This window comes from Polaribacter aestuariivivens, from assembly GCF_005885675.1.
Taxonomy (GTDB): domain Bacteria; phylum Bacteroidota; class Bacteroidia; order Flavobacteriales; family Flavobacteriaceae; genus Polaribacter; species Polaribacter aestuariivivens.
Map to the genome: position 1 here is coordinate 134027 of NZ_VANR01000006.1, position 26952 is coordinate 160978.

Sequence of the window (26952 nt, forward strand, 5' to 3'; positions counted from 1 at the left end):
TCCTTTTTTTATTAATATTGTAATTTTTAGGTTTAATTTTCATCAATTTCTTATCTTTAGTTAATTAAAATTATTTAGTTAATATTCTTATTTTTTTCTTGATAAATGCTTTTTTCTTCATATTTTAGTGAGAGTTTTACGTATATCAAACGTTATCCGACTATAATTAAACCTTTTAAAAACATTATTTAGGGATTTTTGTTACGACACAAAAACTATCAACTTATGAAATTTAAATTTTTACTTCTGACTATTGTAACTTTTCTTTTTTTATCTTCTTGTGAAGACACAGAAAATGAAAATACAGGAACGGCTATTGCCAATTTTTCTGTTACCGAATTAATAGAAATTGAAAACGCAACAAGTGCACTTAACATCAATATTGGTTTAGATAATTTTAATCACGCTGGTGGAAAAGTAAATATTGAAATTTCTGGAGGAACTTACGGAACAGATTTTACAACAAGTACAGAAAGTGCTTCTTTTGAATTGGATATTGAAGCAGGAAGTTTAGTTTCTGTATTCACAATCTCTCCAGTTGACAATGAGCTAATTGAAGAAGACAAAACGTTAACCATTACCATGACTAGTGCTTCTGGAGCTATTGAAGTTGGTGACAAAACAACAATTTCTTTTACAATTCTAGAAAACGACAATCCTTTGATTGCTATTGCTGGTTTTGAAAACGCTGTTGCTTCAATTGATGAAAATGCATCAAATGCTACAACTATAAATATTCCTTTCAATCAAGAATCTACAAACGGAGGAACTATTTCTATTGCAGCTTCTGGTGATGCAGTATATGGAACAGACTATACAGTTGCTGGTCAGACTTCTGGAACATTTATAGTAACAGTTCCAGCAGGTGCAACAGCAGCAAGTTTTGATATCTCTGCGATTGATAATACTGTTTTTGAAGCAGATAAAATGGTGACTTTTACCATTGAAGAAGTTACAGGAGGTTTATCCATAGGCCCAAACAAAGAAAGTGTTATAACCATTGTAAATGATGATGCAGCACCAAACCCTGTTGTAGATTTTAATGCTTCTAATACAACAACAATTGCAGAAAATGCTGGCACATTAACTATTAATTTCGACTTATCTGAAGCAACAACTACAGATGCAACAATAGAGCTAACTGCTTCTGGAACAACAACTGTAGGTACAGACTTTACATTTGATGGTTCTTCAACAAATCCATATTCACTTACGATATCAGCAGGTGCTACAACAGCTAGTTTAAATATACCAATTACAGATGATACAGATTTTGAAGGAGATGAAACTATAATTTTAGATATAACGTCTGTTTCTGGAGGATTAGATGCAGGTGTAGACCAACAACAAATTACAATTACAATAACAGATGATGACCCAGATCCATCACAATTGAATTATGTAGAAACGTTTGAATCTTTTGATGGTTCTGATACTTATTTAAATGATGTATTAAAGTATCAAAATGTATTGGTAACGCAAACTGTAGATGCTACAAAATTAATTGGTCTTATTAATAACAGTGGTAATTTTAGTGATGAGAATGACGTAAGTCAAGCTTCAGACAATGGTTTAAATTTATTTTACAATACAGGAAGCGATTCTTCTCTAAATGGAATTTTAGACAACGTAGTGATTACCCCACTTTTAACAGGTTTTGGAGACATTGATGTTTCTATAGATGCAGCTTATGCTTTTAGAAATCAAAATTCTGCAACAGTTACTTTCTATTGGTCACAAACTTATGATGGCTCAGGCACATTTACTGAAAGCGATTGGACAGTTATGGGTACAGAAACAGCTTCAGACATGAATGGAGAAGGTTTTGGAAACAATTCTTACAAAAGAGAAAACTTCAGTATTTCTACTACAGCAAATTTTTACATAGCAATTAGAGTAAATCAAACAATAGACGATTCTAACTACAGAACTCGCTGGAGATTTGACAATATAAAAGCAGTTTCAAAATAACTAATAAAAAAATAATATCATGAAAAAAGTAATATTTACACTTATTCTTTTAGTAGGTTTTTCAACAGCAAATTTTTCTCAATCAAAAAAAATGAAAGAGAAAGTTGAAGAAAAAGCAACAGAATTAGTTCAAAAACTAGACAATCAAATAAAAGCTGGTGATAAAAAATTAGGTTTGTCTGATGACCAAAAAGCAAAAATTAAAGCTATTCAAATAGAGCGCTTAATGGAAATTAAAAAACTTGGAAAAAATGCGAGTAAAGAAGATAAAAAAGAAGTGAATAAAAAACACAACCAAAAAATTTATAAAGACATTTTAACCAAAGCACAAAAAAAAGCACGTAAAGAAGGTAAAGAAGACGAATAAACAGAAAAAAGCCCCTATTTTTATTTATACTAACAACAAAATAAGTACAATATGAAAAAAACTACTTTTCTATTTTTATTATTAATTCCTGTTTTAGGTTTTTCCCAATCTTGGGATTTTACTAATGATGCAGAAGGCTGGTCTGCTTCCTCATCAGATTTAACAGTAAATGCTACTTCAGTTACATTAACTACCAATGGAAACTCAAATCCAATTTTGGTTCAAGATGCAGCAGCTGTAAATGCTGAAACTAATAAAATTGTAGCAATAACCGTAAAAGTTAGTGCAAACGGACCTACATTTATGCGTGCTTCATATCCTAAAGATGGTGGAGGTAGAATATATAAATCAACCGTAATTACAAAAGATGATGTTGATTTTAAAACCTACTATATAGATGTTACAAATGCAAATTGGACAGGAACCGTTAACGACGTTAAAATTCATTTTAAAGAGGATAATGGATCTAACGGAGGATCTGACCATACCTCTACTGGAGAAACAGTTGAGATTGATAAAATTTCATTTATTAGCGAGATTCCAAGAGAAGAAAAAGAAAGTTATAATTTTGATACAGATGCAGAAGGTTGGGAACCAACAGGTGCTACAATAGCAGTTTCTTCTGGTGTTTTAACTATAACTCCAACTGTTGGAGAAGCTGCTAAAATTGTACAGTCTACAAATAATATAGATGCCACTACAAATAAATATGTACATGTAACTTACAAAAATAATTCTACAACAAATGATGGCTTAAGATTTCAGTTTAGACATTCTGGAGATAATTATACAGCCTATATAGGAACAAATGAATCAATAAATACAAGTTCAACAGATTTTGAAGTTTTAACCATAGACTTAACTGGTAAAACAGAGTGGACAGGATTAACGCAAGATTTTCAACTAGTTATTAGAGATTCTAATAATGGCAACAAGGCTTCTGCTGGAGATTTAGAAATAGATAGTATTATATTTAGCAACAACGCTACACTTTCTACAAATGAAGAAGTTTTATTTACTAAAAATTTATCTATTCACCCAAATCCTGCAACAGATATCATCAACATTAAAACTAAGAATACCATATCAAAAGTGCTAATTTTTGATGTTACAGGAAAAAATATTTTGAATGCAAGTAATATTAAAGATAATACTTTAAATATTTCAAGTTTAAATTCTGGAATTTATTTTATGAAAATTTTAGATTCAAACAACTATAAAACAACAAGGAAATTAATTAAAAACTAAATGTAAAAATTATGAGAAAAGCACTACTTATACTATGTTTTTTAGCCTCAATTGGTATAAAAGCGCAAATCACATCTGCGCAAAATGGAAATTGGAATCAAACTACAACTTGGGTTGGTGGTATCGTACCAACAGCTGCTGATAATGTAATAATAGAACATCAAGTAAAGGTGACTTCTACAAATGAAGCCGCTAATGACATTACGGTAAATGCTCCAAATGGACAATTATTGATAAATACAAGAAAGTCATTAACTATTAACGGAAATTTAGTTAATAACGACGTAATTAGATTTAACACAGCTAATAATCAAGAAATGGGTTCACTTATATTAAAAGGAACATACACAGGAGGAGATGTTACTGCGAATTATAGACCTCAACTACCAAACGCTGATAATTGGTATTTAATTTCATCACCTCTCACGGACGCATCAATTTCTGATTTTATTACAGGTAGTAGTGTCATAAGACAAAATGCTAGTTTAGAAAATTCTATAGGTTTTTATAATGATGTAAATGCATCTGGATCCAAATATACATATTATACAGACGCTGCTGCTACAACAGCTGGAAATTTTACAGACGGGCAAGGTTACGCAGCTTTAGTTGACGCTCCAGTATCAGGTAACCAGCAATTCAAATTTCAAGGTCAAATAAATACAGGAAATGTTTCAATTCCAATAACAGATAATTCTGGTGGTGGAAATGGTTTCAATTTGGTTGGAAACCCATATACTACCTCATTATTTGCAAATACAGATGGAGACGCAACTAACAATATTTTAACTGTAAATACTGCAGTTTTAGAAGAAAATACACTTTGGTTTTATGATAATGCCTCAGGTACTTTTGTTACTAGAAATTTAGGTGATACAGGTTTTAGTATTGCACCAGTTCAAGGTTTCTTTGTAAAAGCAAAAAATGGCGGTGCAGCAACTGAAAATTTTAGCATTACTGAAGATATGCAAACACATGTAGCTAGTGGTATTTTCTTTAAACCATCAGTGAATAGATTTCAAGTAGAATTAAATATTTCAAACGGAGTTAATGTCTCTAAAACCTCTGTAAGATATATTGATGGTACAAGTAAGAGTTTTGATAATGGCTACGATAGTTCAACTTTTAGCGGTTATTCTGTTAATAATTTAGAAATTTCTACCCAATTGGTTGAAAATAATACAGGTAAAAATTTAGCAATACAATCTTTACCAAACTCAAATTATGAAGATATGATTGTTCCAGTTGGAGTTGTTGCAGAAGCAGGAAAAGAAATAACGTTCACTGCTAATGCTCAAAACTTACCAAAAGGAATTAATGTGTATTTAGAAGATAGACTATTAAATACGTTTACACGTTTAGACGAAGCAAATGCAAACTACAAAGTTACTTTAGATGATGCATCAAATGGAACTGGACGTTTTTACATGCATACAGCTTCTAAAGCATTAAGTACAGATACTGAGATTTTAAACAGTGTAAGCATTTACAATACCAACAATAATAACTTAAGAATAGCTGGTTTACAAAATGGAGAAGCATCTGTAAATATCTTTAATATTTTAGGTAAGCAAGTATTAAGTACATCTTTTACTGCTAATGGAGCAAAAGATATTGCATTACCATCTTTAGCAAAAGGAGTTTACATTGTTCAGTTACAAAGCAATAGTGGAAAGTTGAGCAAAAAAATTATTTTAGAATAGATTAAAAATTTTTAAAACGATACAAATCATGAAAAAAAATATAAAAAACACTCAACAAGAACAAATTTCTCGTAAAGACGCTATTAAAAAAATTGGTAATTACGGTAAATACGCAGCCTTAACTGCACTAGGAACATATATGATTTTAAATCCTCAAAAAGCACAGGCACAAAGTCCTGAAGCTCCTGGAACAGGGTTTTAAATAATCTTATAAATTCATAAAAAAAACCAACTCAAAATGAGTTGGTTTTTTTATGTACAGATATTAAAAATAAAGAAATTTAATCTTTATTTTTTTTGATTCAATACCATTTCTTTTGTTGCTACGGTTCTAAAACCAATGTGATCAGAACTAGAACTTGGTTCCATTCCCATTCTTGCAGAAATTCGATAACTCGCACAATATGATTCGTGACATAAAAAAGAACCACCTTTCATTACACGTTCCAATTGATATGGATTTGAAGGTGTATATGATTTTTCAGCTCCTTTTGGATTTTTTAAAACTTCATTAGGGTTTATACTTTGATAGTAGTTTACATTAAACAAATCTGTTGTCATTTCCCATACATTTCCTGCCATATCATAAATTCCTAAATTGTTTGGTGGATATGATTTTATTGGTGAAATATATTCAAAACCGTCTTCAGAAATATTATTAGTTGGAAACTGACCTTGCCAAGTATTTGCATTTGAATTTAAAGCACTTTCGTCATTACCCCAAACAAATGTATTATTTTTATTGTTTCCTTGAGCTGCAGACTCCCATTCAGCCTCCGTAGGCAATCTTCTATTCGCCCATTTGCAATATGCTAAAGCATCGTCATAACTAACATGTACAACAGGAAAATTATCTTTACCTTCAATAGTACTTCCAGGACCTTCTGGTTGCTTCCAATTAGCACCAATTTTCCAAGTCCACCATTGCTGGTAATTATTCATAGAAACTACTTTACCAGCATTTTTATTAAAAATTAAACTTCCTGGTTGTAAAATTGAATCTGCAGGCTTAAGTGTATTTGGTGGTAAATCTTTTTTTATTTCATCCCAATCAATAGGTTTTTCTGCAGTAGTTATATAATTTGTAGCTTCTACAAACTTTCTAAATTGTGTATTGGTTACTTCATGTGCATCAATATAAAAACCATCAACATACACATTATGTGCAGGTTTTTCACGCATCATAGCAAATTTATCTCCTTCTTTTGCACCCATTAAAAAAGTTTTACTTTCTACCCAAACCATTCCTTCTGGATCAGTAATATTTGCATTTACTTCTGTATTATTTTTATTTTCAACATCGGTTTTAGTTTCTTTCTTTTTATCACATGAAATAAAAAAAACGAACACGAAAACAAACTTCAAACAGTTTTTATATGTATTAAACATTTACATTTTTTTAGTAGTTATTAATATTACAAATGTACAGATTGAATTGCTAGATAGAAATGAATTTTATGAAAAATTCACCCATTATTAAAGCCTATAGTCACTTACACTAAACAAAACTTATTTAACAAAACATTATTGTTTAACAAAACTTAAATTTTATTAAACATTCGTATCTTTACATAAAATTCATAAAAGTCATGGCCCGAAAAAAAAATATAAGTAAAGATCAGTTAATTAATTGGTACATGGAGTTTGTACTTGAAAACAACCATCAACCAAAATCCGTTTTTAGTTTTGCAAAAGACAATAATTTTGAAGAAAGTGATTTCTACAAATTTTATGGTTCTTTTGAAGCTATTGAAGAAGCTATTTTTTCAGAATTCTTTAATCATACCATAACGGTTTTACAAAAAAGCGAAGAGTTTGAAAATTATGATGCCAGAAATAAACTACTAATTTTCTATTTTACCTTTTTTGAAATATTAACAGCAAACAGAAGTTACGTGGTTTATGCACTAGAAAATAATAAAAAAGATATTAAAAAATTAAAGTCTTTAAAGAACTTACGTAAGCAATACATACAATTTGTTGAAGATTTAAATATTGAAAGAATTGAATTAAAACAAGAAACATTAGAGAAAATTCAAAATACTTCTATCAAAGAATCTTCGTGGATGCATTTATTAATAACCTTAAAATTTTGGTTAGATGATACATCTCCTTCTTTTGAAAAAACAGATATTTTTATCGAAAAGTCAATAAATGCACGTTTTGATTTGATGGACATAAAACCTCTGAAAAGTATTATTGATTTTGGAAAATTCATTTTAAAAGAAAAAGTGAATTTTAACTAAATAAAAAACCATGAAAACGATAGATTCCATACCAACATCAAAAATGCAACGCGCCAGTAAACTAGTAACTACTGGAGCAAAAATTGGTGTAAATTATTTAAAATATTATGGAGATAAAATTACCAAAACAGAAGTTGAAGCCAAAGCAAGATTGAATGAAAATAATGCAGAAGATATTTACGATGGTTTAAAAAAGCTAAAAGGAAGTGCTTTAAAAGTAGCACAAATGTTAAGCATGGAAAAAAGTATTTTACCCGCAGCATACGTGGAAAAGTTTTCACTTTCTCAATTTTCTGTTCCTCCTTTATCACCTGCATTAGTTACCAAAACTTTTAAAAAATATTTTGGAAAAAATCCAAACGAAATCTACGATAAATTTAATGACGTTTCTGTAAATGCAGCAAGCATTGGGCAAGTACATAAAGCAGAAAAAGATGGTAAAAAATTAGCTGTTAAAATTCAATACCCAGGAGTTGCAGAAAGTATCGCTTCAGATTTATCATTAGTAAAACCAATAGCTATTAAAATGTTTAATATTAGAGGAAAAGACTCTGATAAATATTTTAAAGAGGTTGAAAACAAATTGGTTGAAGAAACGAATTATGTTTTAGAAGTTGAGCAAAGTAAAGCAATTGTAGATGCTTGTAAACATATACCAAATTTAAATTTCCCTAATTATTATCCAGAATTATCTTCAGATAGAATAATTACTATGGATTGGATGAATGGAGTTCATTTGTCGGAATTTAAATTCAAAAACCAAGAAGTCGCCAATAAATTAGGTCAAGCTCTGTGGGATTTTTACATGTTTCAAATTCATAACTTAAAAAAAGTTCATGCAGATCCTCACCCAGGAAACTTCTTGATTTCTCCAGAAAATGAGTTGATTGTAATTGATTTTGGCTGTATGAAAACCATTCCTAATGATTTTTATGTTCCTTATTTTGAATTAGCTAAAAAAGAAAACTTAGCAAATGCAGCATATTTTGAACAAAAATTATTTGAATTAGAAATTTTAAGAAAAGATGATTCAGAAGAAGAACTCATCTTTTTTAGAGCTATGTTTCACGAAATGTTAAGCCTTTTCACACAACCTTTCCACCAAGAAACTTTTGATTTTTCTGACGAAGTATTTTTTGGGAAACTTTCTGAATTAGGGGCAAAATATTCAAAAAGTACAGAGCTAAAAAATATGAATGGCAATAGAGGCTCTAAACACTTTATATATATAAATAGAACCTTTTTTGGTTTGTACAACTTAATGCATGACTTAAAAGCGAAAGATGTAAAAATAAATAACTACAAATCTTTATAATGGCATTTTTTAATAGAAAAGATATTGATAGTTTAGAAAAAATTTATAAAATAAATTTGATAAACAGCTGTTCTGGTTTTAAGTCTGCTAATTTATTAGGCTCTATTTCTAAAAAAAACATTACTAATGTTGCTGTATTTAGTTCTGTTATTCATTTGGGCTCAAACCCACCAACTTTGGGCTTTATTTTAAGACCAACAACAGTTCCAAGAAATACCCATAAAAATATTAAAGAAACAGGTTTTTTTACCATCAATCATATTTTTGAAGATGTTATTGATGATGCACACCATACTTCAGCAAAATATCCAGAAGAAATATCTGAGTTTGATATGACAAATCTCGAAGCTGAATTTAAAGGTGATTTTAAAGCACCTTTTGTAAAAAACAGCCCTGTTCAAATGAGTATGAAATTTATTGAAGAAATTTATGTGCCTTCAAATGATGTGATGCTTATTGTTTCTCAAATTGAAGAGTTGTATATAAAAGATGAACTTTTACAAGATGATGGTTTGATAAATTTATCTTTAGGAAATATTGCAACCATAAATGGATTAGACACATATGCAATTCCAAAATTCAAGAAACAATTATCTTATCAAAGACCAAAAAAATAGAACTACAATCTTATGAGAATTCTCGTTACAGGAGCAACTGGATATATTGGTAAAAGACTAATTCCTTTATTATTAAATGACGGTCATACCATAATTTGCCCTGTTAGAGATAAAAAAAGAGCTCTAAATTATTACAAAAATCAAAAAAATATAGAATTAATTGAAGCCGATTTTTTGAATGGTCATACCTTAAATGCCATTTCAAAAGATATAGATGTTGCTTACTATTTAATTCATTCTATGTCTAATTCTGCTAAAGAATTTCACGTTTTAGAAGAAAAATGTGCTTTCAACTTTAAAAGATATGCAGAAAACTCGCAAGTAAAACAAGTCATTTATTTAAGCGGAATTACAAACGATACTAAATTATCTAAACATTTATTATCAAGAAAAAATGTCGAAAACACACTAAGTTCAAATAAGTATGCTTTAACCACTTTTAAAGCAGGAATTATTGTAGGTTCTGGAAGTTCTTCCTTTGAAATTATTAGAGATTTGGTTGAAAAACTACCAGCAATGATTGCTCCAAAATGGTTGAATACCAAAACACAACCTTTAGCCATTAGAGATGTTTTATCATTTTTACATAAGGCTCTTGATAAAAAAGAATTATACAACACTTCTTACGATATTTTTGGTCCAGAAATATTGACATATAAAGAAATGTTATTACAATTCGCAGGCGTAAGAAAACTAAAGAGAACCATCATTACAGTTCCTGTAATGACACCAAAATTATCTTCTTATTGGTTGTATTTTGTAACATCTACTTCTTATAAATTGGCAAGTTCTTTGGTAAACTCTATGGGTGTAGAAGTTATAGGAAAAAAGAGTGACATTAATAAAATTTTGGACGTAAATCCAATGTCATATAAAGAAGCTGTAAAATTAGCTTTTAAAAAAATCGAGCAAAATAGTATTATTTCTAGCTGGAAAGATTCTTATGTAAGCAGTGGTAAGTTAAAAAATTATGTTCATGAATTTATAAATGTTCCTGAGTACGGTTGTTTTAAAGATTTTAAAAAGAGAAAAGTAACTAATAAAGAACGAACTCTAAATAATATTTGGGCAATTGGTGGAGATACTGGTTGGTATTATGGAACCTTTTTATGGAAAATAAGAGGATTTATTGATCAAATTTTTGGTGGTGCAGGTTTACGAAGAGGAAGAAGACATCCAACACAATTAAATGCGGGAGATGCTTTAGATTTTTGGAGAGTGATTTATGCTGATAAAGAAAAAGGCAAACTCCTACTCTATGCAGAAATGGTTTTACCAGGAGAAGCATGGTTAGAATTTAAAATTGAAGACGGTATTTTATATCAAACAGCAACTTTTAGACCTCATGGATTGGCTGGAAGATTGTATTGGTATGCAGTAATGCCTTTCCATTGGTTTGTATTTAATGGAATGATAAATAACATTAACAAGTAGTTTTGAAAAAACAACATCTTCCTGAAAAAATATGCTTGGTTTGTGAAAAACCATTTACTTGGCGAAAAAAATGGGAAAAGAATTGGGTAGAAGTAAAATATTGTAGCGAAAAATGCAGGAGAAACAAGAAAAAACAGGTTTAGTTTGGTTTCGTAATAATTTACGAGTAAATGATAATAGCTCATTAAAAAAAGCAACAGAAAATCATAAAAACATAATTGCAATATATTTTTTTGATCCAAAATATTTTAAAATTGATGAATTTGGATTCCAAAAAACTGCAAAATTTAGAGCAAAGTTTTTAATTGAAACAATTACCGATTTACAAAAAAACCTTTCTGATATAAACATTACGCTACTTACCTATTTTGATGCTCCAGAAGATAAAATTCATACAATTTGTAGCCAGTTTTCCATTGACTCCATATACACTCAAAAAGAATGGACAAAGGAAGAAGTTGATACCAATAATTTGATAAAGAATACGATACCTGAAAATGTTTCTTTTATTGAAGATTATGACCAGTTTTTATATCATCCAAATACAGTTGTAACAGATTTTTCTAAAATTCCGAATGTATTTACACAGTTCAGAAAGAAGCTAGAAAAAAAAGTGGAAATTCAAGAACTTAATACTATTCAAAAGCTTTCAGATACTAATTTAATTGAAAATAACACAAAAATTCCAACTTTAACAGAGATAGGTTTTCAAAACTTTGAAGAAAACAAAAAAACTGCTTTCCCTTTTTCTGGTGGAGAAAATTCAGCATTAGAAAGACTAAACAATTACTTTTTTGAAACTAAAAAAGTTGCTTTTTATAAAAAACCCAGAAACGGTTTAGTTGGTACAGATTATAGTACAAAATTTTCTGCTTGGTTAGCAAACGGAAGTATTTCAGCAAAAACTATTTACTGGAAAATTAAAGAATTTGAAGCTGAATTTGGGGCAAATCAATCTACTTATTGGGTAATATTTGAATTGATTTGGAGAGACTATTTTAAATACATATCCTTAAAGTATCATTCAAAAATATTTAAAATTGGTGGAATTTTAGAAAAAGAATATCATTGGAATTCCGATTCAGAAACTATTCAAAAATGGATTGATGGAAAAACAGAAGACGATTTTGTAAACGCCAACATGATAGAACTAAAAGAAACTGGCTGGATGAGCAACAGAGGAAGACAAAATGTTGCCTCATATTTTGCCAAAGAATTATTACAAGATTGGCGAATTGGTGCTGCATATTTCGAATCGTTGTTAATAGATTATGATGTGCATAGCAATTATGGAAACTGGATGTATGTTGCTGGTGTTGGAAATGATCCAAGAGATCGAAAATTCAACACAAAATTACAAGCAGAACGTTATGATGCAAATTATAAGTTCAGAAAATTGTGGTTGCAAAAAACCTTGTTCTAGTAAAAAGCTGGCATTATTTTAAAATATAAAACTATGAAAACACTTCGCTTACTTCTTGGAGATCAATTAAACAGCGAGCACTCTTGGTATGATAAAACAGATAAAAATACAATCTATTGTTTTTTTGAAATGCGACAAGAAACAGATTATACAACACATCATATTCAAAAAATTGTTGGTTTTTTTGCAGCTATGAGAAACTTTGCAGAAGAGTTAAAAAAAGCAAATCATAACGTTATTTACTTTAAAATAAACCATAAAAAAAATACCCAAAGTTTAACAGATAACCTATCACTTTTAATTAAGGAAAATAATATTGAAAAATTTGAATATCAATTACCAGATGAATATCGTTTAGACAAACAATTAAAAGATTATTGCAAAACTTTATCAATAGAAAATCAAGTATTTTCAACAGAGCATTTTTATACTGAAAGAAACGATTTAAAAACTTTTTTTAAGGGGAAAAAACAATTTTTGATGGAAACTTTTTATCGTGAAATGCGAAAAAAACATCAAATTTTAATAGTAAACGATCAACCTGAAGGTGGAAAATGGAATTATGATGCAAGCAACAGAAAAAAATGGAAAGGAGATGCTTTAATTCCACCAGCAAAAACCTTTGACATAAATGTGGAAGATATTATTGCTGACATTGAAAAAGCTGATATAAAATCCACAGGAAAAATTAATGCTAAATATTTTGAATATCCCATTAGCAGAAAACAATCTTTAGCACAATTAAATTATTTCTGCGAACATTTATTGGTACATTTTGGTGATTATCAAGATGCAATGCATACAGATCATTATTATCTTTTCCATTCTAGAATTTCGTTTGCCATGAACACAAAAATGATTTCTCCGAAAGAAATTATTAATAAAGTTCTAGAAACCTACAGGGCTGAAAAAGAAACAATAGATATTTCTCAAGTAGAAGGTTTTATTAGGCAAATATTAGGTTGGCGTGAATATATGAGAGGTATGTATTGGATGCTAATGCCAGATTACAAAAAAGAAAATCAACTTAAAAACACCAATAAATTACCCGATTTTTTCTGGACTGGAAACACAAAAATGAATTGTCTTAAAAATGCCATTAACAATTCATTAGATAATGGTTACGCACACCATATTCAACGTTTAATGATTACCGGAAACTTTGCTTTATTAACTCAAATTCATCCAGATGAAGTAGATGCTTGGTATTTAGGCATTTACGTAGATGCTATTGAGTGGGTACAATTACCAAACACAAGAGGTATGAGCCAATTTGCAGATGGAGGTAAAATTGCTACAAAACCATACGTTTCTAGCGGAAGTTACATTCATAAAATGAGTAACTATTGTGATACATGTTTCTATAAAAAAAATAAAAAATTCGAAAAAAACGCATGTCCATTTAACACTTTGTACTGGAATTTTCTAGACGAAAAACAAGAACAACTTTCAGGAATTTTTAGAATGAAAATGATGTACAGTTTACTTCATAAAATGTCATCAGACGAAAGAGTAAAAATCAAAGAAAAAGCAAACCATATTTTAACAAATTTGAATGAATACTAACAGAGAAGAAATAAATGTTGTTTGGTTTAAACGCGATTTAAGAATTCAGGATAACGAAGCGATTTACAATGCGCTGACCTCAAAAAAAAGAGTTCTTTTTATATACGTTTTTGAAAAATCTTTACAAGATGACATTCACTATAGTGAGCGTCATTGGAATTTTATAAAACAATCTTTAGTAGATTTAAATGAAGATTTAAAAGCGTTTGATTCGGAAATATTATGCGTTTCCTCCGAAGTTACAACCACTTTTAATCAGCTTTTAAACACCTATAAAATAAATACTGTTTTTTCGCACCAAGAAACAGGTTTGTTACTAACATACAATAGAGATAAAGATTTTTCCCGATTTTGTAGAAACAACTCCATTAAATGGAAAGAAAATAAAAACAATGCAATTTTAAGAGGTTTATTAAATAGAGAAGATTGGTTTCATCATTGGGAAAAATACATGAATGCCAATCAAATAAAAATAAATTTAAAATCAGAAAAACTTGTATCTTCAACAGAAATTGCCAATTTAAAAAAAGGATTTACTGTTGTTGATTTACAAACAACTCCTTCAAAAAATTTTCAAAAAGGAGGCACAAAAACAGCTTGGAAATACGCAAAAACTTTCTTTGAAACAAGGCATAAACAATACATGTACAATATTTCGAAACCAGCTTTGGCAAGAGAAAGTTGTAGCAGATTATCGCCCTATATTTCATGGGGAAATGTTTCCATAAGACAAATATTTCAAAAAGCAAACGAAGCTAAAAACAATAACAATAAAAAACATTTAGATGCTTTTATATCTCGTTTAAGGTGGCAAGCTCATTTTATTCAAAAGTTTGAAATGGAGCATACCATGGAAAAAGTGAGTTTAAATAAAGGTTTTAGAAAATTAAAAAAAAGTATCTCAGAAAAATACCAAGAAGCTTGGAAAACCGGACAAACAGGTTTCCCTTTGGTAGATGCAAGTATGCGCTGTTTAAATGAAACTGGTTATTTAAATTTTAGAATGCGCGCACTAATAGTTTCTTTTTTTACACATATTTTATGGCAACCTTGGCAAGATGCTAGCAAACATTTATCGCAAATGTTTTTAGATTTTGAACCCGGTATTCATTTTCCTCAATTACAAATGAATTCTGGTGAAACTGGTTTAGACACGCTTCGTATTTACAACCCCATTAAAAACAGCAAAGAACATGATGAAGATGCTACTTTTATAAAAAAATGGGTTCCAGAATTGGCGAATTTACCCACTGCATTTATTCACGAGCCTTATTTAATGACTTCTTTAGACGAGCAATTTAACAACTTTCATTTAGGTAAAAACTACCCAAAAACAATTGTAGACATTAATTTGACCCGTAAAAAAGCAACTGAAATTCTTTGGAAAATGAAAGACAATCCTGATGTTATAGCAGAAAATAGAAGAATTTTAAAAAAACACACCATTACAAGTAGTAATAAAATGGTATAAAGAATAATTACTTTATAATCAATCTATTAAACCTAAATAGAAGGTGTTTTTGTTAATACTTTCATAATTTTTGTTTATCTTTATTTATAAATAGTTAAACAAAAATATATTTTATGTATCTTTGAGTGTGATTTTTAATACAACACATACAAATAAAGATGCAGAAACTACAATAAACGATTTGGTTGGAGCACCTTACTCTTTTATAGAAGCTATAAAAATGAAAGGTGTAGGTTCTAAAAGAATGGTAGTTACAGAAGTAAGTCAAGGCTTTAAAAACATCATGAATACAGTTTCTGATATCAATTATGCAAATATCGAAATCAGAAAAAAAGGAATTCTTATTCACATTAATAAAGGGTTAAAAAACTTCAGTTGGGCAATTCCTTTTTATCAATTATACATGTATAAAACAGATGGTTTTAGTGTTCATGCTCAAGGTAATTTTGTGAGGTTTACAAACAACAAACTACTAAAAGAAAATAAAAAATTTATTGCAAAACTAGTTGATTTAAAAATCGAAAACGATAAGAATTACGAATTTTATGACACTATAAATTAAACTGATTAAGTATGGTTTTAAATGGTATAGCAATTGATAGAATAATAGAAATGGCTTGGGAAGACAGAACAACTTTTGAAGCAATTCAGTTTCAGTTTGGTTTAAAAGAACAAGAAGTTATTGATCTAATGCGAAGAGAAATGAAGCCCAAAAGCTTTAAAATGTGGCGAAAAAGAGTACAAGGAAGAAAAACCAAACATGAAAAATTAAGAACCTTTGAAAAAGGCAGATTCAAATGTTCTAGACAAAAACAAATATCAAACAACTCTATAGCAAAAAGATAAAAATCGTGCTTTGCTTTTAAGGTTAGAGTACTTAAAGACAGCACATAAAAAAGACAAAAAATGATTACAGAAGTAATAACAAAAGAAAAAGAATTTTCAGAAAAATTAAACGGCTTTTCATTTGAAGAAGTAGGAGACGACCATTTATTTACAGGTTTAGAAACTCCAATGAAACCAAATGCATTTGAAATTTCTGATGAAGAAAAAAAAGAAAAAATTGCTCATTTATTTTCAGAAATAATGAATGTAATGGGGTTGGATTTAACAGACGATTCCTTACAAGGCACTCCAAAAAGAGTTGCCAAAATGTATATTGAAGAAATATTTAGTGGTTTAAATCCTGCAAACAAACCAAAAGTTGCTTTGTTTGATAATAAATATCAATACAATCAAATGTTGGTTGAAAAAAATATTACTTTTTACTCTAACTGCGAACACCATTTCGTACCAATTATTGGTAAAGCTCATGTTGCTTACATTTCTTCAGGAAAAGTAATTGGTCTTTCTAAATTGAACAGAATTGTACAATATTATGCAAAAAGACCTCAAGTTCAAGAAAGACTAACAAACCAAATTGCAGAAGAATTAAAAGCAATCTTAAATACAGAAGATGTTGCCGTAATTATTGATGCAAAACATTTATGTGTTTCTTCTAGAGGAATAAAAGACGATACCTCTTCAACAGTTACTTCTTATTTTGGAGGAAAATTCAACAATCAAGAAAAAATAGCAGAATTACAAAATACATTAAATTACTAATTATGAAAGAATTAATGGAAAAAGCCATGGAATTCGAAACAAGAAAAATGAGATTTCCAACAACCAGCGATCGCATTATGGCTGCAAGAGAAGCTAAAGATTTGGTTTTAAGTTTAAACGAATTTTACAAACAAAACAAAGACCAAAAGATTATGGATATCATGAAAAGATTAACAGTAATCAAGCAAAGAATCGAAAAGCGTTTAAAGGGAAAACCCTTAACTGCATAATAAATTCACTTTTTACTTGCTTTTCTAACAATTATAATTATATTCGAAAATTAGATAAAAATCGAATACATAAGATAATGACATTAAAAGAAAAGGCAGTAGAGTTTGAAACGAGAAAATTCTCATTTAAAACTACAAGTGATAGAATTTTAGCATCAAGAGAAGTAAAAGCTTTAGTATTAGAGCTTAACGAAGAATATAAAAAAGATAAAGATCCAGAATTAATGGATTTAATGAAGCGTTTAACAGTTGTAAAACAAAAAATTGAAAAACGCTTGAAAGGAAGACCTTAAAAGCACTATGAGAAAAATATTAGTTATTGGAGGAAGCAAAGGAATTGGAAACGCAATTGTAAATGCTTTAGTTGAGCAAAACGAAGTTATTAACATCAGTAGATCTGCTCCTTTGCAGCCTCACACTAATCTCACTCATCATAATTGCAATATTTTAGAAGACGCTTTACCAGATATTGATACCATAGATGCTTTAATTTATTGTCCTGGAAGCATTAACTTAAAACCAATTTCAAGATTAAAATTAGAAGATTTCAGAAACGATTTTGAAATTAATGTAATTGGTGCTGTAAAAGCTATACAACATTACTTACCTTCATTAAAAAAAGGGAACAACCCAAATATTTTACTATTTAGCACAGTTGCAGCCAAATTAGGGATGCCTTTTCACGCGAGTGTAGCTGCTGCGAAATCTGCTGTAGAAGGCTTAACAAAATCTTTAGGTGCTGAGTTTGCACCAACAATTCGTGTAAATGCAATTGCACCAACTGTTACCAATACAGAATTAGCATCCAAACTTTTAAGAAATGAACGTATGATAGAAAACATCACAGAACGTCATCCTCTTAAAAAATACTTACAACCTACAGAAGTTGCAGATTTGGCAACCTTCTTAATTTCTGATAAAGCAGCGTCTATTTCCGGACAAATTTTCGAACTAGATTGCGGAATTGTCAGTTTCAAAATCTAAATCATGACAAATATATACGACATCAAAATCAATAGCTTACAAAATAAAGCTATTGATTTAACTGAATACAAGAACAAATTCATTTTGTTTGTAAATGTCGCTTCAAAATGTGGCTTTACATCACAATATAAAGAGTTGGAACAACTAAATAATCAATACAAAGATAATTTAGTAGTAATTGGAGTTCCATGCAACCAATTTGGACAACAAGAACCTGGAAACGCTTCAGAAATTCAAGAATTTTGCGAAGTAAATTACGGAGTTTCTTTTCTAATAACAGAAAAAGTAGATGTAAAAGGTATAAATCAACATCCTTTATATACTTGGTTAACAAGTAGAGAATTCAATAACAAAAAGAGTTCAACTGTAAAATGGAATTTTCAAAAATACTTAGTTTCTCCTGAAGGAAAATTAATCGATTATTATTTTTCAATTACAAAACCATTGAGTTCTAAAATAACTAAACACCTAAAATAAAAATAACCTGTCTCCTCGAGCGCAGTCGAGAGGTTCATGAAATTATAATTCTCGACTGCGCTCGAACAAACAAATTCTAATTAAAACAAATGCTATGTTCGGACTTTTCAAAAAGAAATCAGCAGTAGAAAAATTACAAGAAAAATATAAAAAATTGATGGAAGAAGGTTTTAAACTACAATCTATTAACAGAAGTGATAGTGATCAAAAGTATTTGGAAGCAGACAATCTATTAAAAGAAATAGAAAAACTGAAAGCAAAGTCTTAAAATGAAACAATTAAAGGTTACCATTTTATTTTTAATTATCAATTTTGGTGGATTAGCCATTGGAAATTGGCTCATGGAAAATGGATCAATGACAGATTGGTACATTAATTTAAATAAGGCGCCTTGGACTCCTCCAAGTTGGGTTTTTGTTGTTGCTTGGACGTTGATTATGATTTGTTTTTCAATTTATTTAGGCAAATTATTTACTGAAGAAAATACACAGAAAATGAAACTCATTTTTCTACTTCAATTTATACTAAATGTAAGTTGGAATTTTATTTTCTTCAATCAGCACTTAGTTCTATTTGCTTTGATAAACATAACATTACTTACTTCCCTCCTATTTTATTACTTTTTTAAATTGAGTAATAAAGTAAAAAAATACAAATATTTATTACTCCCATACATGATTTGGTTGTGCATTGCAACTTCCTTAAATCTTTATGTTTTAATACACAATTAAAATGAAAATATACACATTTCACAGAAAACAAAACCTACCAATTTCTTTAGAAAAAGGTTGGGAATTCTTATCAAATCCAAAGAATTTAAAAACCATAACTCCAGACTATATGAGTTTTGATATTCTTTCAGGAGCAGACAGACCTATGTTTCCTGGACAAATAATTCAGTATATTGTAACTCCAATTTTAGGGATAAAAACAAAATGGGTCACAGAAATTACTCATGTAAAAGACAAAGAATATTTTGTAGACGAACAACGTTTTGGCCCTTATGCTTTATGGCATCATAAACATTTTATCAAAGAAATTGATGGTGGTGTAGAAATGGAAGATATTATAGATTACAAAGTTCCTATGGGAATTTTAGGACAAATGGTACATCCTTTTTTAGTAAAACCAAAATTGGAAGAAATATTTGAATACAGGCAAAAAAAATTGGTAGAACTTTTTGGAGAATACAAGTAATATGAAAGACACAATAAACATTTTTTGGTTTAGACGCGATTTAAGATTAGATGACAATGTAGGTTTTTACAATGCGTTAAAAAGTGAACACCCAGTACTTCCTATTTTTATTTTTGATGAAAACATTTTAGACAAACTACCAAAAGACGATGCAAGAGTCACTTTTATTTTTGATGAATTGCAAAAAATGAGAAAAACTTTGCAAGATGAAAACGAAAGTAGTCTGGCTATTTTTCACGGAGCTCCAAAAGAAATTTATCAAAACCTTATAAAAGATTATAAAATAGATACTATTTTTACAAACAGAGATTATGAACCGTATGCAAAAGAAAGAGACGAAGAAATTGAAAAACTATTAGAAGAAAATGACATCAATTTTAAGACTTTTAAAGACCAAGTAATTTTTGAAAAAGATGAAGTTGTAAAAAAAGATGGAGACCCTTACGTGGTATACACACCATATATGAAAGTTTGGAAAGAACAATTTAAAACTTATAATTTAGATATTTACTATACCAGTTCATTTTTAAAAAACTTAATAAAAAACACGCGTTTACCTAATCTTTCATTATCAGATTTGGGTTTTACAAAATCTAAACAAAAAATTGAAGAATATGATGTCACACCCACTTTAATTCAAGAATATGAAGACACACGTAATTTTCCTGCAAAAGATGCTACTTCCAAATTAGGGCCACATTTACGTTTTGGTACGGTTAGTATCAGAAAAATTATTAAAAAAGCCACTTCAGAAAAAAACGAAATCTTTTGGCAAGAATTAATTTGGCGAGAGTTTTTTATGCAAATTTTATGGCACTTCCCAGATACACATAAAGAAGCTTTTAAAGCTAAATACGATAGAATTGAATGGAGAAATAACGAAAAAGAATTTAAAAAATGGTGTAAAGGGCAAACTGGTTATCCTTTAGTAGATGCAGGAATGCGCCAATTAAATGAAACTGGGTTTATGCACAATAGAGTAAGAATGTTGGTTGGGAGTTTTTTATGCAAACATTTATTAATCGATTGGAGATGGGGAGAAGCTTATTTCGCAGAAAAATTACATGATTATGAAATGGCAAGTAATGTTGGTAATTGGCAATGGGTGGCAGGTTCTGGTGTAGATGCTTCACCATATTTTAGAATTTTTAATCCAACAACACAAATTAAAAAGTTTGATAAAGACTTAGAATACATAAAAAAATGGGTACCAGAATACAATACTGATGATTACTCAGAAGAAATGGTTGATCATAAAGAAGCTAGAGAACGTTGTTTAAAAACCTACAAAGAAGCTTTGAATTGATAACAAAAAAACATATTTTGAAATAGAAAATATAAAATTACAAGAATTAAAAAACTTCAATTAACATTGAAGTTTTTTCATGTAAAAAAAATCATTTTTTTTTAGGTCAATTTCAAATTTTATATTTTATTTGCCAACTCTTAATTTAAAAGCCGATGTAGCTCAGCTGGCTAGAGCAGCTGATTTGTAATCAGCAGGTCGTGGGTTCGAGTCCCTCCATCGGCTCTTCACAAAAAGTCTCAAATTAATTTTTGAGACTTTTTTATTTTCCTTAAAGAGTTTTCATTAAGATTTCAAAACATAGTTTTTAAAATATTAAAAAACTGTATCTTGCATTTAACACTCTTTTTTTAATAAAAAACAATTTAATATGAAGTTAAAAGTTGGTTTGTTAGGTGGTGGTTCTTGGGGAACTACTGTTGCGTCGTTAACATCTAAAAATAGTGAAACATTGCTTTGGGCTAGAAACCCAGAAACGGTAAAAGAAATTAACGAATTAAACTCAAATGAAAAGTATTTGCCTAATGCAAAACTACATAAAGGTTTAAAAGCAACTACTTCAATTAAAGAAACTATTGAACATGCAGATGTAATTGTTATGGGAATTCCTTCTCAACATTTTAGAGCTGTTTTATTGGAAGCAAAACCGTATATAAGACCATGGGTTCCTATTATAAGTTTAGCAAAAGGTTTGGAAATTTCTACAAAAATGAGAATGACTCAAATCATAGAAGAAATTATGCCTGGGCATCCTGCTGGAGTTTTAACAGGACCAAATTTAGCAAAGGAAATTCATTTTGGGAAAGCTGCAGCAGCAGTAATTTCTATGGTAGATAAAACAATTGCACAAAAACTACAAACTGTTTTTAGTTCTGGTTTATTTAGAGTTTATACCAATACAGATGTTATTGGAAGTGAATTAGGAGGTGCTTTAAAAAATGTTATGGCTATTGCTGCTGGTATGGGAGATGGTGCAAATGCAGGAGACAATACACGTTCTGCTTTAATTACAAGAGGCTTATCAGAATTAACAAGACTTGGAATAGCTATGGGAGGAAAACAAAGAACTTTTGCTGGTTTAACAGGTTTAGGCGATTTAATTGCAACTTGCTCAAGCTCAAAAAGTAGAAATCATCATGTTGGTTTTCAATTAGGTAAAGGAAAAAAACTAGAAGATATAATTAACGACATGAATGAAGTTGCTGAAGGCGTAAAAACTACAAAGGTTGTAATGGAATTGGCAAAAGATTACAATGTAGATATGCCAATTACCAAAGAAGTTTACAAGGTTTTATATGAAGGAAACACCGTTTTTGACGCTTTTAAAGGATTAATTACACACGAAGTTGGTTCTGAAAAAGAACCAGGATAAACTTAAATTTTATTTATTTATAATATCTTTACTTTTTTAAACGAAGCCATTATTAAAATTATAATTTTTTATGCTAATTATTGGAATTGCAGGCGGAACAGGAAGTGGAAAAACAACTGTTGTAAATCAAATTATTAAACAATTACCAACAGATGAAGTTTGTGTAATTTCACAAGACTCTTACTATAATGCAACCGACAATTTGCCTTACGAAGAAAGAGCAAAAATAAATTTTGACCATCCTAGAGCTATTGATTTTGAACTCATTATAAAACATTTAAAAGCTTTAAAACAAGGCAAAATTATAAATCAACCTGTCTATTCTTTCGTTACTCATAACAGAACAAAAAATGTTATAAAAACGCATCCAAGAAAAGTAGTTATAGTAGAGGGAATTCTTATATTAAATAATAAAGAATTAAGAGATTTGTTTGATATTAAAATATTTGTTCATGCAGATACAGATGAACGTTTAATTAGAAGATTAAAAAGAGATATTTCTGAAAGAGGTAGAGATTTAGATGAAGTGCTGAACCGTTATCAAACAACGTTAAAACCCATGCATCAACAATTTATAGAACCCACTAAAAATTTCGCAGATTTAATAATACCAAACGACAAATACAATACTGTAGCCATAGATATTGTTAGAACCGTAATTAACGAACGCCTATAATTCATGTCATTAAAAAATTTAAAACAAAAAAAAACCTTTAAAATTCTAACAAATGTTTTTGTTTTAATTTTAGTTCCATTTATTATTTGGATGCTTTTTTTTGATGACAACTCTTATTTGGTTCATCAAAAATTTAATAGAGAAATAAAAGATTTGGAAAATACGATTTCATTTTACAAATCTAAAATTGAAGAAGACAAAGCCACCATAAAAAAATTAGAAGATTCTTTACAACTCGAACGTTTTGCAAGAGAAAAATATTTAATGAAAAAAGAAAATGAAGACATTTATATAATTGAATTTGATACCATAAAAAACTAATGAGTACATTTTTATTTGACGATTTTGATCCTGTTTCAGCAGCTGCTTGGAAACAAAAAATTCAAGTAGATTTAAAAGGAGCTGATTATAATGAAACTTTACTTTGGCATACAGATGAAGGCATTACAGTAAAACCTTTTTACACAAAAGAAGACAAGGCTAATACACAAATAAATTTACCTAAAAAGGGTTTTAACATTTGTCAAACCATTTTTATAGATGATGAAAAAATAGCAAATAGTATAGCAGTAGATGCTCTAAAAAGGGGTGCTAATGCCATTCAATTTAAAGCAAATAAACCTTTTGATCCTAAAACTTTATTGAGAAGTTTTCCAGGTCAAACTCCTTTGTATTTTAAACTTAGTTTTCTAGATCTTGACTTTCAAACCAAGCTTGCAAATTTTTGTGATGCAGATAATACTTTTATTCAAACAGATATTATTGGAAACTTGGCTGAAACTGGTAATTGGTTTTTTAATTTAAAAAAAGACCATGAAATTTTTAAAAAAATAGTCTCATCAACAAATAATAATATTTCAGTTTCTGGAGATTTATATCAAAATGCTGGTGCTAATATTACGCAACAATTAGCCTATACATTGGCTCATGCTAACGAATATTTAAATCATTTTGGAGGTGAAGTTGCAAGTAACATCACATTTAATTTTGCTGTTGGAGGAAATTACTTCTTTGAAATTGCAAAACTAAGAGCATTTAGAGTTTTGTGGGAATCATTATTAAATCAATATAATATTAGTAATGTAAAGGCTCATATTTTTACAAAACCTAGTTTACGAAACAAAACCATTTACGATTACAACACAAATATGTTACGTACAACTTCCGAATGCATGAGTGCTGTTTTAGGAGGCTCTAACACTGTTTGTAATGTATCTTATGATAGTATTTATCATAAATCCAATGAATTTGGCGAACGTATTTCAAGAAATCAATTACTAATTTTAAAAGAAGAAAGTTATTTATCTGAAGCACAAAATTTTGCTAATGGTGCTTATTATATAGAATCTTTAACCCATCAATTAGCAGAAAAAGCATTAGAAATTTTTAAACAAATAGAAAAAGGTGGTGGTTTTTTAAAACAACTTAAAGAAGGTACTATTCAAAAGAAAATTACCGAAAGCGCAACCAAAGAAGAAGAAAAGTTTAACGCTCAAGAAATTGTTTTATTAGGTACAAATTTACAATCTAATGCTACAGATAAAATGAAACAAGATTTAGAACTGTATCCTTTTGTAAAACAAAGAAATATAAAAACATTAATCACTCCAATTATTAGAAAACGACTTTCTGAAAATATTGAAAAAAACCGTTTAGAAAATGAGTAGAAAAGATGTTTCCAATATAAAATTAGCTAAAAAAGAACCAAAAGCTAAAGGTTTTCCACACGAAGATTTTGTTGCAGGTATTGCTCCAAATTTAAGAGGTCCTTACTCTACAATGTATGTTCGTAGACCCTGGACAATAAGGCAATATGCAGGTTTTTCTACTGCAGAAGAAAGCAATGCTTTTTACAGACGAAATCTAGAAGCAGGTCAAAAAGGACTCTCAGTTGCATTTGATTTGGCAACTCACAGAGGATATGATTCTGATCATGAAAGAGTTCAAGGTGATGTTGGTAAAGCTGGTGTTGCTATAGATTCTGTTGAAGACATGAAAATTTTATTCAATCAAATTCCATTGGATAAAATGTCTGTTTCTATGACCATGAATGGTGCAGTTTTACCTATTTTGGCTTTCTACATTGTAGCTGCAGAAGAACAAGGTGTAGCTCCAGAATTGTTATCAGGCACAATTCAAAACGATATTTTAAAAGAGTTTATGGTACGTAATACGTATATATATCCTCCTGCTCCATCAATGAAAATTATTGCAGATATTTTTGAATATACAAGTAAAAACATGCCAAAATTCAATTCTATTTCTATTTCTGGATATCACATGCAAGAAGCAGGTGCTACAGCAGAAATTGAGTTGGCTTATACACTTGCAGATGGTTTAGAATATATAAAAAAAGGAATTGAAGCAGGAATGGATATTGATTCTTTTGCACCAAGATTGTCATTTTTTTGGGCTATTGGAATGGATCATTTCACAGAAATAGCAAAGTTAAGAGCAGCAAGAATGTTGTGGGCAAAAATTGTAAAAGAGTTCAACCCTAAAAACCCAAAATCTTTAGCCCTAAGAACACATTGCCAAACAAGTGGTTGGAGTTTAACAGAGCAAGATCCTTTTAATAATGTTGCAAGAACTACCATTGAAGCAATGGCAGCTGCTTTTGGTGGCACACAAAGTTTACATACAAATGCCTTAGATGAAGCCATAGCGTTACCAACAGATTTTTCTGCAAGAATTGCAAGAAACACACAAATTTACTTACAAGAAGAAACGAACATTACAAAAACGGTAGATCCTTGGGGAGGAAGTTATTATGTAGAAGAACTTACAGATAAAATTGCAAACAAAGCTTGGAAATTAATTCAAGAAGTTGCAGAATTAGGAGGAATGACCAAAGCTATTGAAAAAGGGATTCCAAAAATGCGCATTGAGGAAGCTGCTGCTAAAAAACAGGCAAAAATTGATAGCGGACAAGATGTAATTGTTGGTGTAAATAAATACCAACTGAAACAAGAAGACCCTTTACATATTTTAGAAGTTGATAATGAAGCTGTAAAAAACTCTCAAATAGAAAGATTACAAAAATTAAAAAAGGAGAGAAATACTGATGAAGTTGAAAAATCTTTAGTAAGTTTAACCAAAGCTGCAAAATCTGGAACAGACAATTTATTAGCTTTAGCTGTAAAAGCAGCTAGAAACAGAGCAACTTTAGGCGAAATTTCGGATGCTTTAGAAGATGTTTTTGGCAGGCATAAAGCAGTTCATAAAACCATATCTGGCGTGTATAGTAAAGAAATAAAAGAAGACAAACTTTTTCAAAAAGCAAAAGATTTAGCCGATAAGTTTGCTGAATTAGAAGGAAGACGTCCAAGAATTATGATTGCTAAATTAGGACAAGATGGCCATGATAGAGGTGCAAAAGTAGTAGCAACTGGTTATGCTGATTTAGGTTTTGATGTAGATATTGGCCCACTTTTTCAAACACCAAAAGAAGCAACAAAACAAGCTGTAGAAAACGATGTTCATATTTTAGGAATATCCTCTTTAGCTGCTGGTCATAAAACTTTAGTTCCGCAAGTAATTGCAGAATTAAAAAAATACGAACGTGAAGATATTATGGTAATTGTTGGTGGTGTAATTCCAGCACAAGATTATCAATTTTTATTTGATGCTGGTGCTGTTGGTGTTTTTGGTCCAGGAACTAAAATTGCAAAAGCTGCTATAGATATGCTTACCATTTTAATTGATAGCGTTGTTGAATAATTTGGTTTGTTTCTAAACTTAATT

Annotated in this window: 30 protein-coding genes and 1 tRNA gene; 30 read left to right on the plus strand and 1 reads right to left on the minus strand. The window is 29.7% G+C overall.

Annotated elements, in window-relative coordinates; translation table 11 throughout:
- The first annotated feature begins 225 nt into the window (after positions 1-225).
- Genes FDT66_RS11920 through FDT66_RS14070 form a run of 5 tightly spaced genes read left to right on the plus strand, consistent with a single transcriptional unit; the run spans position 226 to position 5491 of the window.
- Positions 226-1971 carry a Calx-beta domain-containing protein gene (locus tag FDT66_RS11920; protein ID WP_138536829.1) on the plus strand — a complete coding sequence of 582 codons (1746 nt, stop codon included), beginning with the start codon at positions 226-228 and terminating at the stop codon, positions 1969-1971.
- 19 nt (positions 1972-1990) lie between these two features.
- Positions 1991-2338, plus strand: coding sequence for a hypothetical protein (locus tag FDT66_RS11925; protein ID WP_138536831.1), 348 nt, complete (start codon positions 1991-1993; stop codon positions 2336-2338).
- A 51-nt stretch (positions 2339-2389) separates the two neighbouring features.
- Positions 2390-3586: a T9SS type A sorting domain-containing protein gene (locus tag FDT66_RS11930; protein WP_138536833.1), complete on the plus strand. Its 1197-nt coding sequence runs from the start codon at positions 2390-2392 to the stop codon at positions 3584-3586.
- A gap of 11 nt (positions 3587-3597) precedes the next feature.
- Positions 3598-5289 (plus strand): T9SS type A sorting domain-containing protein, encoded by a 1692-nt coding sequence (locus FDT66_RS11935; protein ID WP_138536835.1) that lies wholly within the window; start codon positions 3598-3600, stop codon positions 5287-5289.
- A 28-nt stretch (positions 5290-5317) separates the two neighbouring features.
- Positions 5318-5491 (plus strand): hypothetical protein, encoded by a 174-nt coding sequence (locus tag FDT66_RS14070; RefSeq protein WP_171032380.1) that lies wholly within the window; start codon positions 5318-5320, stop codon positions 5489-5491.
- Between the two features lie 86 nt (positions 5492-5577).
- Here the strand turns inward: FDT66_RS14070 and FDT66_RS11940 are convergent, their stop codons facing one another.
- Positions 5578-6639, minus strand: a complete 1062-nt coding sequence (locus tag FDT66_RS11940; RefSeq protein ID WP_246034864.1) for a formylglycine-generating enzyme family protein — start codon at positions 6637-6639, stop codon at positions 5578-5580.
- Positions 6640-6878: 239 nt separating this feature from the next.
- Between FDT66_RS11940 and FDT66_RS11945 the strand changes: the two genes are divergently transcribed.
- The 25 genes from FDT66_RS11945 to scpA all read left to right on the plus strand — a co-directional run bounded on the left by FDT66_RS11945 (position 6879) and on the right by scpA (position 26928).
- A complete protein-coding gene (locus tag FDT66_RS11945) occupies positions 6879-7535 on the plus strand; it encodes a TetR family transcriptional regulator C-terminal domain-containing protein (RefSeq protein ID WP_138536839.1) in 657 nt (218 codons plus the stop codon).
- 10 nt (positions 7536-7545) lie between these two features.
- Positions 7546-8850 (plus strand): ABC1 kinase family protein, encoded by a 1305-nt coding sequence (locus FDT66_RS11950; RefSeq protein ID WP_138536841.1) that lies wholly within the window; start codon positions 7546-7548, stop codon positions 8848-8850.
- Positions 8850-9467 (plus strand): flavin reductase family protein, encoded by a 618-nt coding sequence (locus FDT66_RS11955; protein WP_138536842.1) that lies wholly within the window; start codon positions 8850-8852, stop codon positions 9465-9467. Before FDT66_RS11950 ends, FDT66_RS11955 begins: the two co-directional genes overlap by 1 nt.
- 12 nt (positions 9468-9479) lie before the next feature.
- Positions 9480-10901 carry an SDR family oxidoreductase gene (locus tag FDT66_RS11960; protein ID WP_138536844.1) on the plus strand — a complete coding sequence of 474 codons (1422 nt, stop codon included), beginning with the start codon at positions 9480-9482 and terminating at the stop codon, positions 10899-10901.
- 2 nt (positions 10902-10903) lie between these two features.
- The gene (locus tag FDT66_RS11965; RefSeq protein WP_138536846.1) at positions 10904-11044 is read left to right on the plus strand and encodes a DUF2256 domain-containing protein; all 141 of its coding nucleotides are present in this window, start codon (positions 10904-10906) and stop codon (positions 11042-11044) included.
- Positions 11014-12324 (plus strand): DASH family cryptochrome, encoded by a 1311-nt coding sequence (locus FDT66_RS11970; protein ID WP_138536848.1) that lies wholly within the window; start codon positions 11014-11016, stop codon positions 12322-12324. The genes FDT66_RS11965 and FDT66_RS11970 overlap by 31 nt, the downstream gene beginning before the upstream one ends.
- Positions 12325-12357: 33 nt before the next feature.
- A complete protein-coding gene (locus FDT66_RS11975) occupies positions 12358-13890 on the plus strand; it encodes a cryptochrome/photolyase family protein (protein WP_138536850.1) in 1533 nt (510 codons plus the stop codon).
- Positions 13880-15361 (plus strand): cryptochrome/deoxyribodipyrimidine photo-lyase family protein, encoded by a 1482-nt coding sequence (locus FDT66_RS11980; protein WP_138536852.1) that lies wholly within the window; start codon positions 13880-13882, stop codon positions 15359-15361. The genes FDT66_RS11975 and FDT66_RS11980 overlap by 11 nt, the downstream gene beginning before the upstream one ends.
- A gap of 127 nt (positions 15362-15488) precedes the next feature.
- Complete coding sequence (locus FDT66_RS11985) at positions 15489-15923, plus strand: hypothetical protein (RefSeq protein ID WP_138536854.1); 435 nt, start codon at positions 15489-15491, stop codon at positions 15921-15923.
- 11 nt (positions 15924-15934) lie between these two features.
- Positions 15935-16207, plus strand: coding sequence for a TIGR03643 family protein (locus FDT66_RS11990; protein WP_138536856.1), 273 nt, complete (start codon positions 15935-15937; stop codon positions 16205-16207).
- 60 nt (positions 16208-16267) lie between these two features.
- Positions 16268-16966, plus strand: coding sequence for a GTP cyclohydrolase I FolE (gene folE / locus FDT66_RS11995; protein ID WP_138536858.1), 699 nt, complete (start codon positions 16268-16270; stop codon positions 16964-16966).
- Between the two features lie 2 nt (positions 16967-16968).
- Positions 16969-17196 (plus strand): hypothetical protein, encoded by a 228-nt coding sequence (locus FDT66_RS12000; RefSeq protein ID WP_138536860.1) that lies wholly within the window; start codon positions 16969-16971, stop codon positions 17194-17196.
- Between the two features lie 77 nt (positions 17197-17273).
- Positions 17274-17489, plus strand: coding sequence for a hypothetical protein (locus FDT66_RS12005; protein WP_138536862.1), 216 nt, complete (start codon positions 17274-17276; stop codon positions 17487-17489).
- 7 nt (positions 17490-17496) lie between these two features.
- Positions 17497-18180 (plus strand): SDR family NAD(P)-dependent oxidoreductase, encoded by a 684-nt coding sequence (locus tag FDT66_RS12010; protein WP_138536864.1) that lies wholly within the window; start codon positions 17497-17499, stop codon positions 18178-18180.
- 3 nt (positions 18181-18183) lie between these two features.
- The gene (locus FDT66_RS12015) at positions 18184-18657 is read left to right on the plus strand and encodes a glutathione peroxidase (protein ID WP_138536866.1); all 474 of its coding nucleotides are present in this window, start codon (positions 18184-18186) and stop codon (positions 18655-18657) included.
- Positions 18658-18751: 94 nt separating this feature from the next.
- Positions 18752-18925 (plus strand): Lacal_2735 family protein, encoded by a 174-nt coding sequence (locus FDT66_RS12020; protein WP_138536868.1) that lies wholly within the window; start codon positions 18752-18754, stop codon positions 18923-18925.
- A gap of 1 nt (position 18926) precedes the next feature.
- Positions 18927-19388: a TspO/MBR family protein gene (locus FDT66_RS12025; protein ID WP_138536870.1), complete on the plus strand. Its 462-nt coding sequence runs from the start codon at positions 18927-18929 to the stop codon at positions 19386-19388.
- 1 nt (position 19389) lies between these two features.
- Positions 19390-19854, plus strand: coding sequence for an SRPBCC family protein (locus FDT66_RS12030; RefSeq protein WP_138536872.1), 465 nt, complete (start codon positions 19390-19392; stop codon positions 19852-19854).
- A gap of 1 nt (position 19855) precedes the next feature.
- Complete coding sequence (locus FDT66_RS12035; protein ID WP_138536874.1) at positions 19856-21160, plus strand: cryptochrome/photolyase family protein; 1305 nt, start codon at positions 19856-19858, stop codon at positions 21158-21160.
- Positions 21161-21311: 151 nt separating this feature from the next.
- Positions 21312-21385: transfer RNA gene (locus FDT66_RS12040), tRNA-Thr, on the plus strand.
- Between the two features lie 145 nt (positions 21386-21530).
- On the plus strand, positions 21531-22532 hold the full coding sequence (locus FDT66_RS12045) for an NAD(P)H-dependent glycerol-3-phosphate dehydrogenase (protein ID WP_138536876.1): 1002 nt from the start codon (positions 21531-21533) through the stop codon (positions 22530-22532).
- A gap of 70 nt (positions 22533-22602) precedes the next feature.
- Positions 22603-23208, plus strand: a complete 606-nt coding sequence (gene udk / locus FDT66_RS12050; RefSeq protein ID WP_138536878.1) for a uridine kinase — start codon at positions 22603-22605, stop codon at positions 23206-23208.
- A 3-nt stretch (positions 23209-23211) separates the two neighbouring features.
- On the plus strand, positions 23212-23529 hold the full coding sequence (locus FDT66_RS12055; protein ID WP_138536880.1) for an FtsB family cell division protein: 318 nt from the start codon (positions 23212-23214) through the stop codon (positions 23527-23529).
- Positions 23529-24875, plus strand: a complete 1347-nt coding sequence (locus tag FDT66_RS12060) for a methylmalonyl-CoA mutase subunit beta (protein ID WP_138536882.1) — start codon at positions 23529-23531, stop codon at positions 24873-24875. The genes FDT66_RS12055 and FDT66_RS12060 overlap by 1 nt, the downstream gene beginning before the upstream one ends.
- Complete coding sequence (gene scpA, locus FDT66_RS12065) at positions 24868-26928, plus strand: methylmalonyl-CoA mutase (RefSeq protein ID WP_138536884.1); 2061 nt, start codon at positions 24868-24870, stop codon at positions 26926-26928. The genes FDT66_RS12060 and scpA overlap by 8 nt, the downstream gene beginning before the upstream one ends.
- Positions 26929-26952 lie beyond the last annotated feature (24 nt).

What these genes read in the sequence shown, in the direction of transcription:
- FDT66_RS11920 (WP_138536829.1), top strand. Translation starts at nt 226, where the DNA reads ATGAAATTTAAATTTTTACTTCTGACTATTGTAACTTTTCTTTTTTTA.
- FDT66_RS11925 (WP_138536831.1), top strand. Translation starts at nt 1,991, where the DNA reads ATGAAAAAAGTAATATTTACACTTATTCTTTTAGTAGGTTTTTCAACA.
- FDT66_RS11930 (WP_138536833.1), top strand. Translation starts at nt 2,390, where the DNA reads ATGAAAAAAACTACTTTTCTATTTTTATTATTAATTCCTGTTTTAGGT.
- FDT66_RS11935 (WP_138536835.1), top strand. Translation starts at nt 3,598, where the DNA reads ATGAGAAAAGCACTACTTATACTATGTTTTTTAGCCTCAATTGGTATA.
- FDT66_RS14070 (WP_171032380.1), top strand. Translation starts at nt 5,318, where the DNA reads ATGAAAAAAAATATAAAAAACACTCAACAAGAACAAATTTCTCGTAAA.
- FDT66_RS11945 (WP_138536839.1), top strand. Translation starts at nt 6,879, where the DNA reads ATGGCCCGAAAAAAAAATATAAGTAAAGATCAGTTAATTAATTGGTAC.
- FDT66_RS11950 (WP_138536841.1), top strand. Translation starts at nt 7,546, where the DNA reads ATGAAAACGATAGATTCCATACCAACATCAAAAATGCAACGCGCCAGT.
- FDT66_RS11955 (WP_138536842.1), top strand. Translation starts at nt 8,850, where the DNA reads ATGGCATTTTTTAATAGAAAAGATATTGATAGTTTAGAAAAAATTTAT.
- FDT66_RS11960 (WP_138536844.1), top strand. Translation starts at nt 9,480, where the DNA reads ATGAGAATTCTCGTTACAGGAGCAACTGGATATATTGGTAAAAGACTA.
- FDT66_RS11970 (WP_138536848.1), top strand. Translation starts at nt 11,014, where the DNA reads ATGCAGGAGAAACAAGAAAAAACAGGTTTAGTTTGGTTTCGTAATAAT.
- FDT66_RS11975 (WP_138536850.1), top strand. Translation starts at nt 12,358, where the DNA reads ATGAAAACACTTCGCTTACTTCTTGGAGATCAATTAAACAGCGAGCAC.
- FDT66_RS11980 (WP_138536852.1), top strand. Translation starts at nt 13,880, where the DNA reads ATGAATACTAACAGAGAAGAAATAAATGTTGTTTGGTTTAAACGCGAT.
- FDT66_RS11990 (WP_138536856.1), top strand. Translation starts at nt 15,935, where the DNA reads ATGGTTTTAAATGGTATAGCAATTGATAGAATAATAGAAATGGCTTGG.
- folE (WP_138536858.1), top strand. Translation starts at nt 16,268, where the DNA reads ATGATTACAGAAGTAATAACAAAAGAAAAAGAATTTTCAGAAAAATTA.
- FDT66_RS12000 (WP_138536860.1), top strand. Translation starts at nt 16,969, where the DNA reads ATGAAAGAATTAATGGAAAAAGCCATGGAATTCGAAACAAGAAAAATG.
- FDT66_RS12005 (WP_138536862.1), top strand. Translation starts at nt 17,274, where the DNA reads ATGACATTAAAAGAAAAGGCAGTAGAGTTTGAAACGAGAAAATTCTCA.
- FDT66_RS12010 (WP_138536864.1), top strand. Translation starts at nt 17,497, where the DNA reads ATGAGAAAAATATTAGTTATTGGAGGAAGCAAAGGAATTGGAAACGCA.
- FDT66_RS12015 (WP_138536866.1), top strand. Translation starts at nt 18,184, where the DNA reads ATGACAAATATATACGACATCAAAATCAATAGCTTACAAAATAAAGCT.
- FDT66_RS12020 (WP_138536868.1), top strand. Translation starts at nt 18,752, where the DNA reads ATGTTCGGACTTTTCAAAAAGAAATCAGCAGTAGAAAAATTACAAGAA.
- FDT66_RS12025 (WP_138536870.1), top strand. Translation starts at nt 18,927, where the DNA reads ATGAAACAATTAAAGGTTACCATTTTATTTTTAATTATCAATTTTGGT.
- FDT66_RS12030 (WP_138536872.1), top strand. Translation starts at nt 19,390, where the DNA reads ATGAAAATATACACATTTCACAGAAAACAAAACCTACCAATTTCTTTA.
- FDT66_RS12035 (WP_138536874.1), top strand. Translation starts at nt 19,856, where the DNA reads ATGAAAGACACAATAAACATTTTTTGGTTTAGACGCGATTTAAGATTA.
- FDT66_RS12045 (WP_138536876.1), top strand. Translation starts at nt 21,531, where the DNA reads ATGAAGTTAAAAGTTGGTTTGTTAGGTGGTGGTTCTTGGGGAACTACT.
- udk (WP_138536878.1), top strand. Translation starts at nt 22,603, where the DNA reads ATGCTAATTATTGGAATTGCAGGCGGAACAGGAAGTGGAAAAACAACT.
- FDT66_RS12055 (WP_138536880.1), top strand. Translation starts at nt 23,212, where the DNA reads ATGTCATTAAAAAATTTAAAACAAAAAAAAACCTTTAAAATTCTAACA.
- FDT66_RS12060 (WP_138536882.1), top strand. Translation starts at nt 23,529, where the DNA reads ATGAGTACATTTTTATTTGACGATTTTGATCCTGTTTCAGCAGCTGCT.
- scpA (WP_138536884.1), top strand. Translation starts at nt 24,868, where the DNA reads ATGAGTAGAAAAGATGTTTCCAATATAAAATTAGCTAAAAAAGAACCA.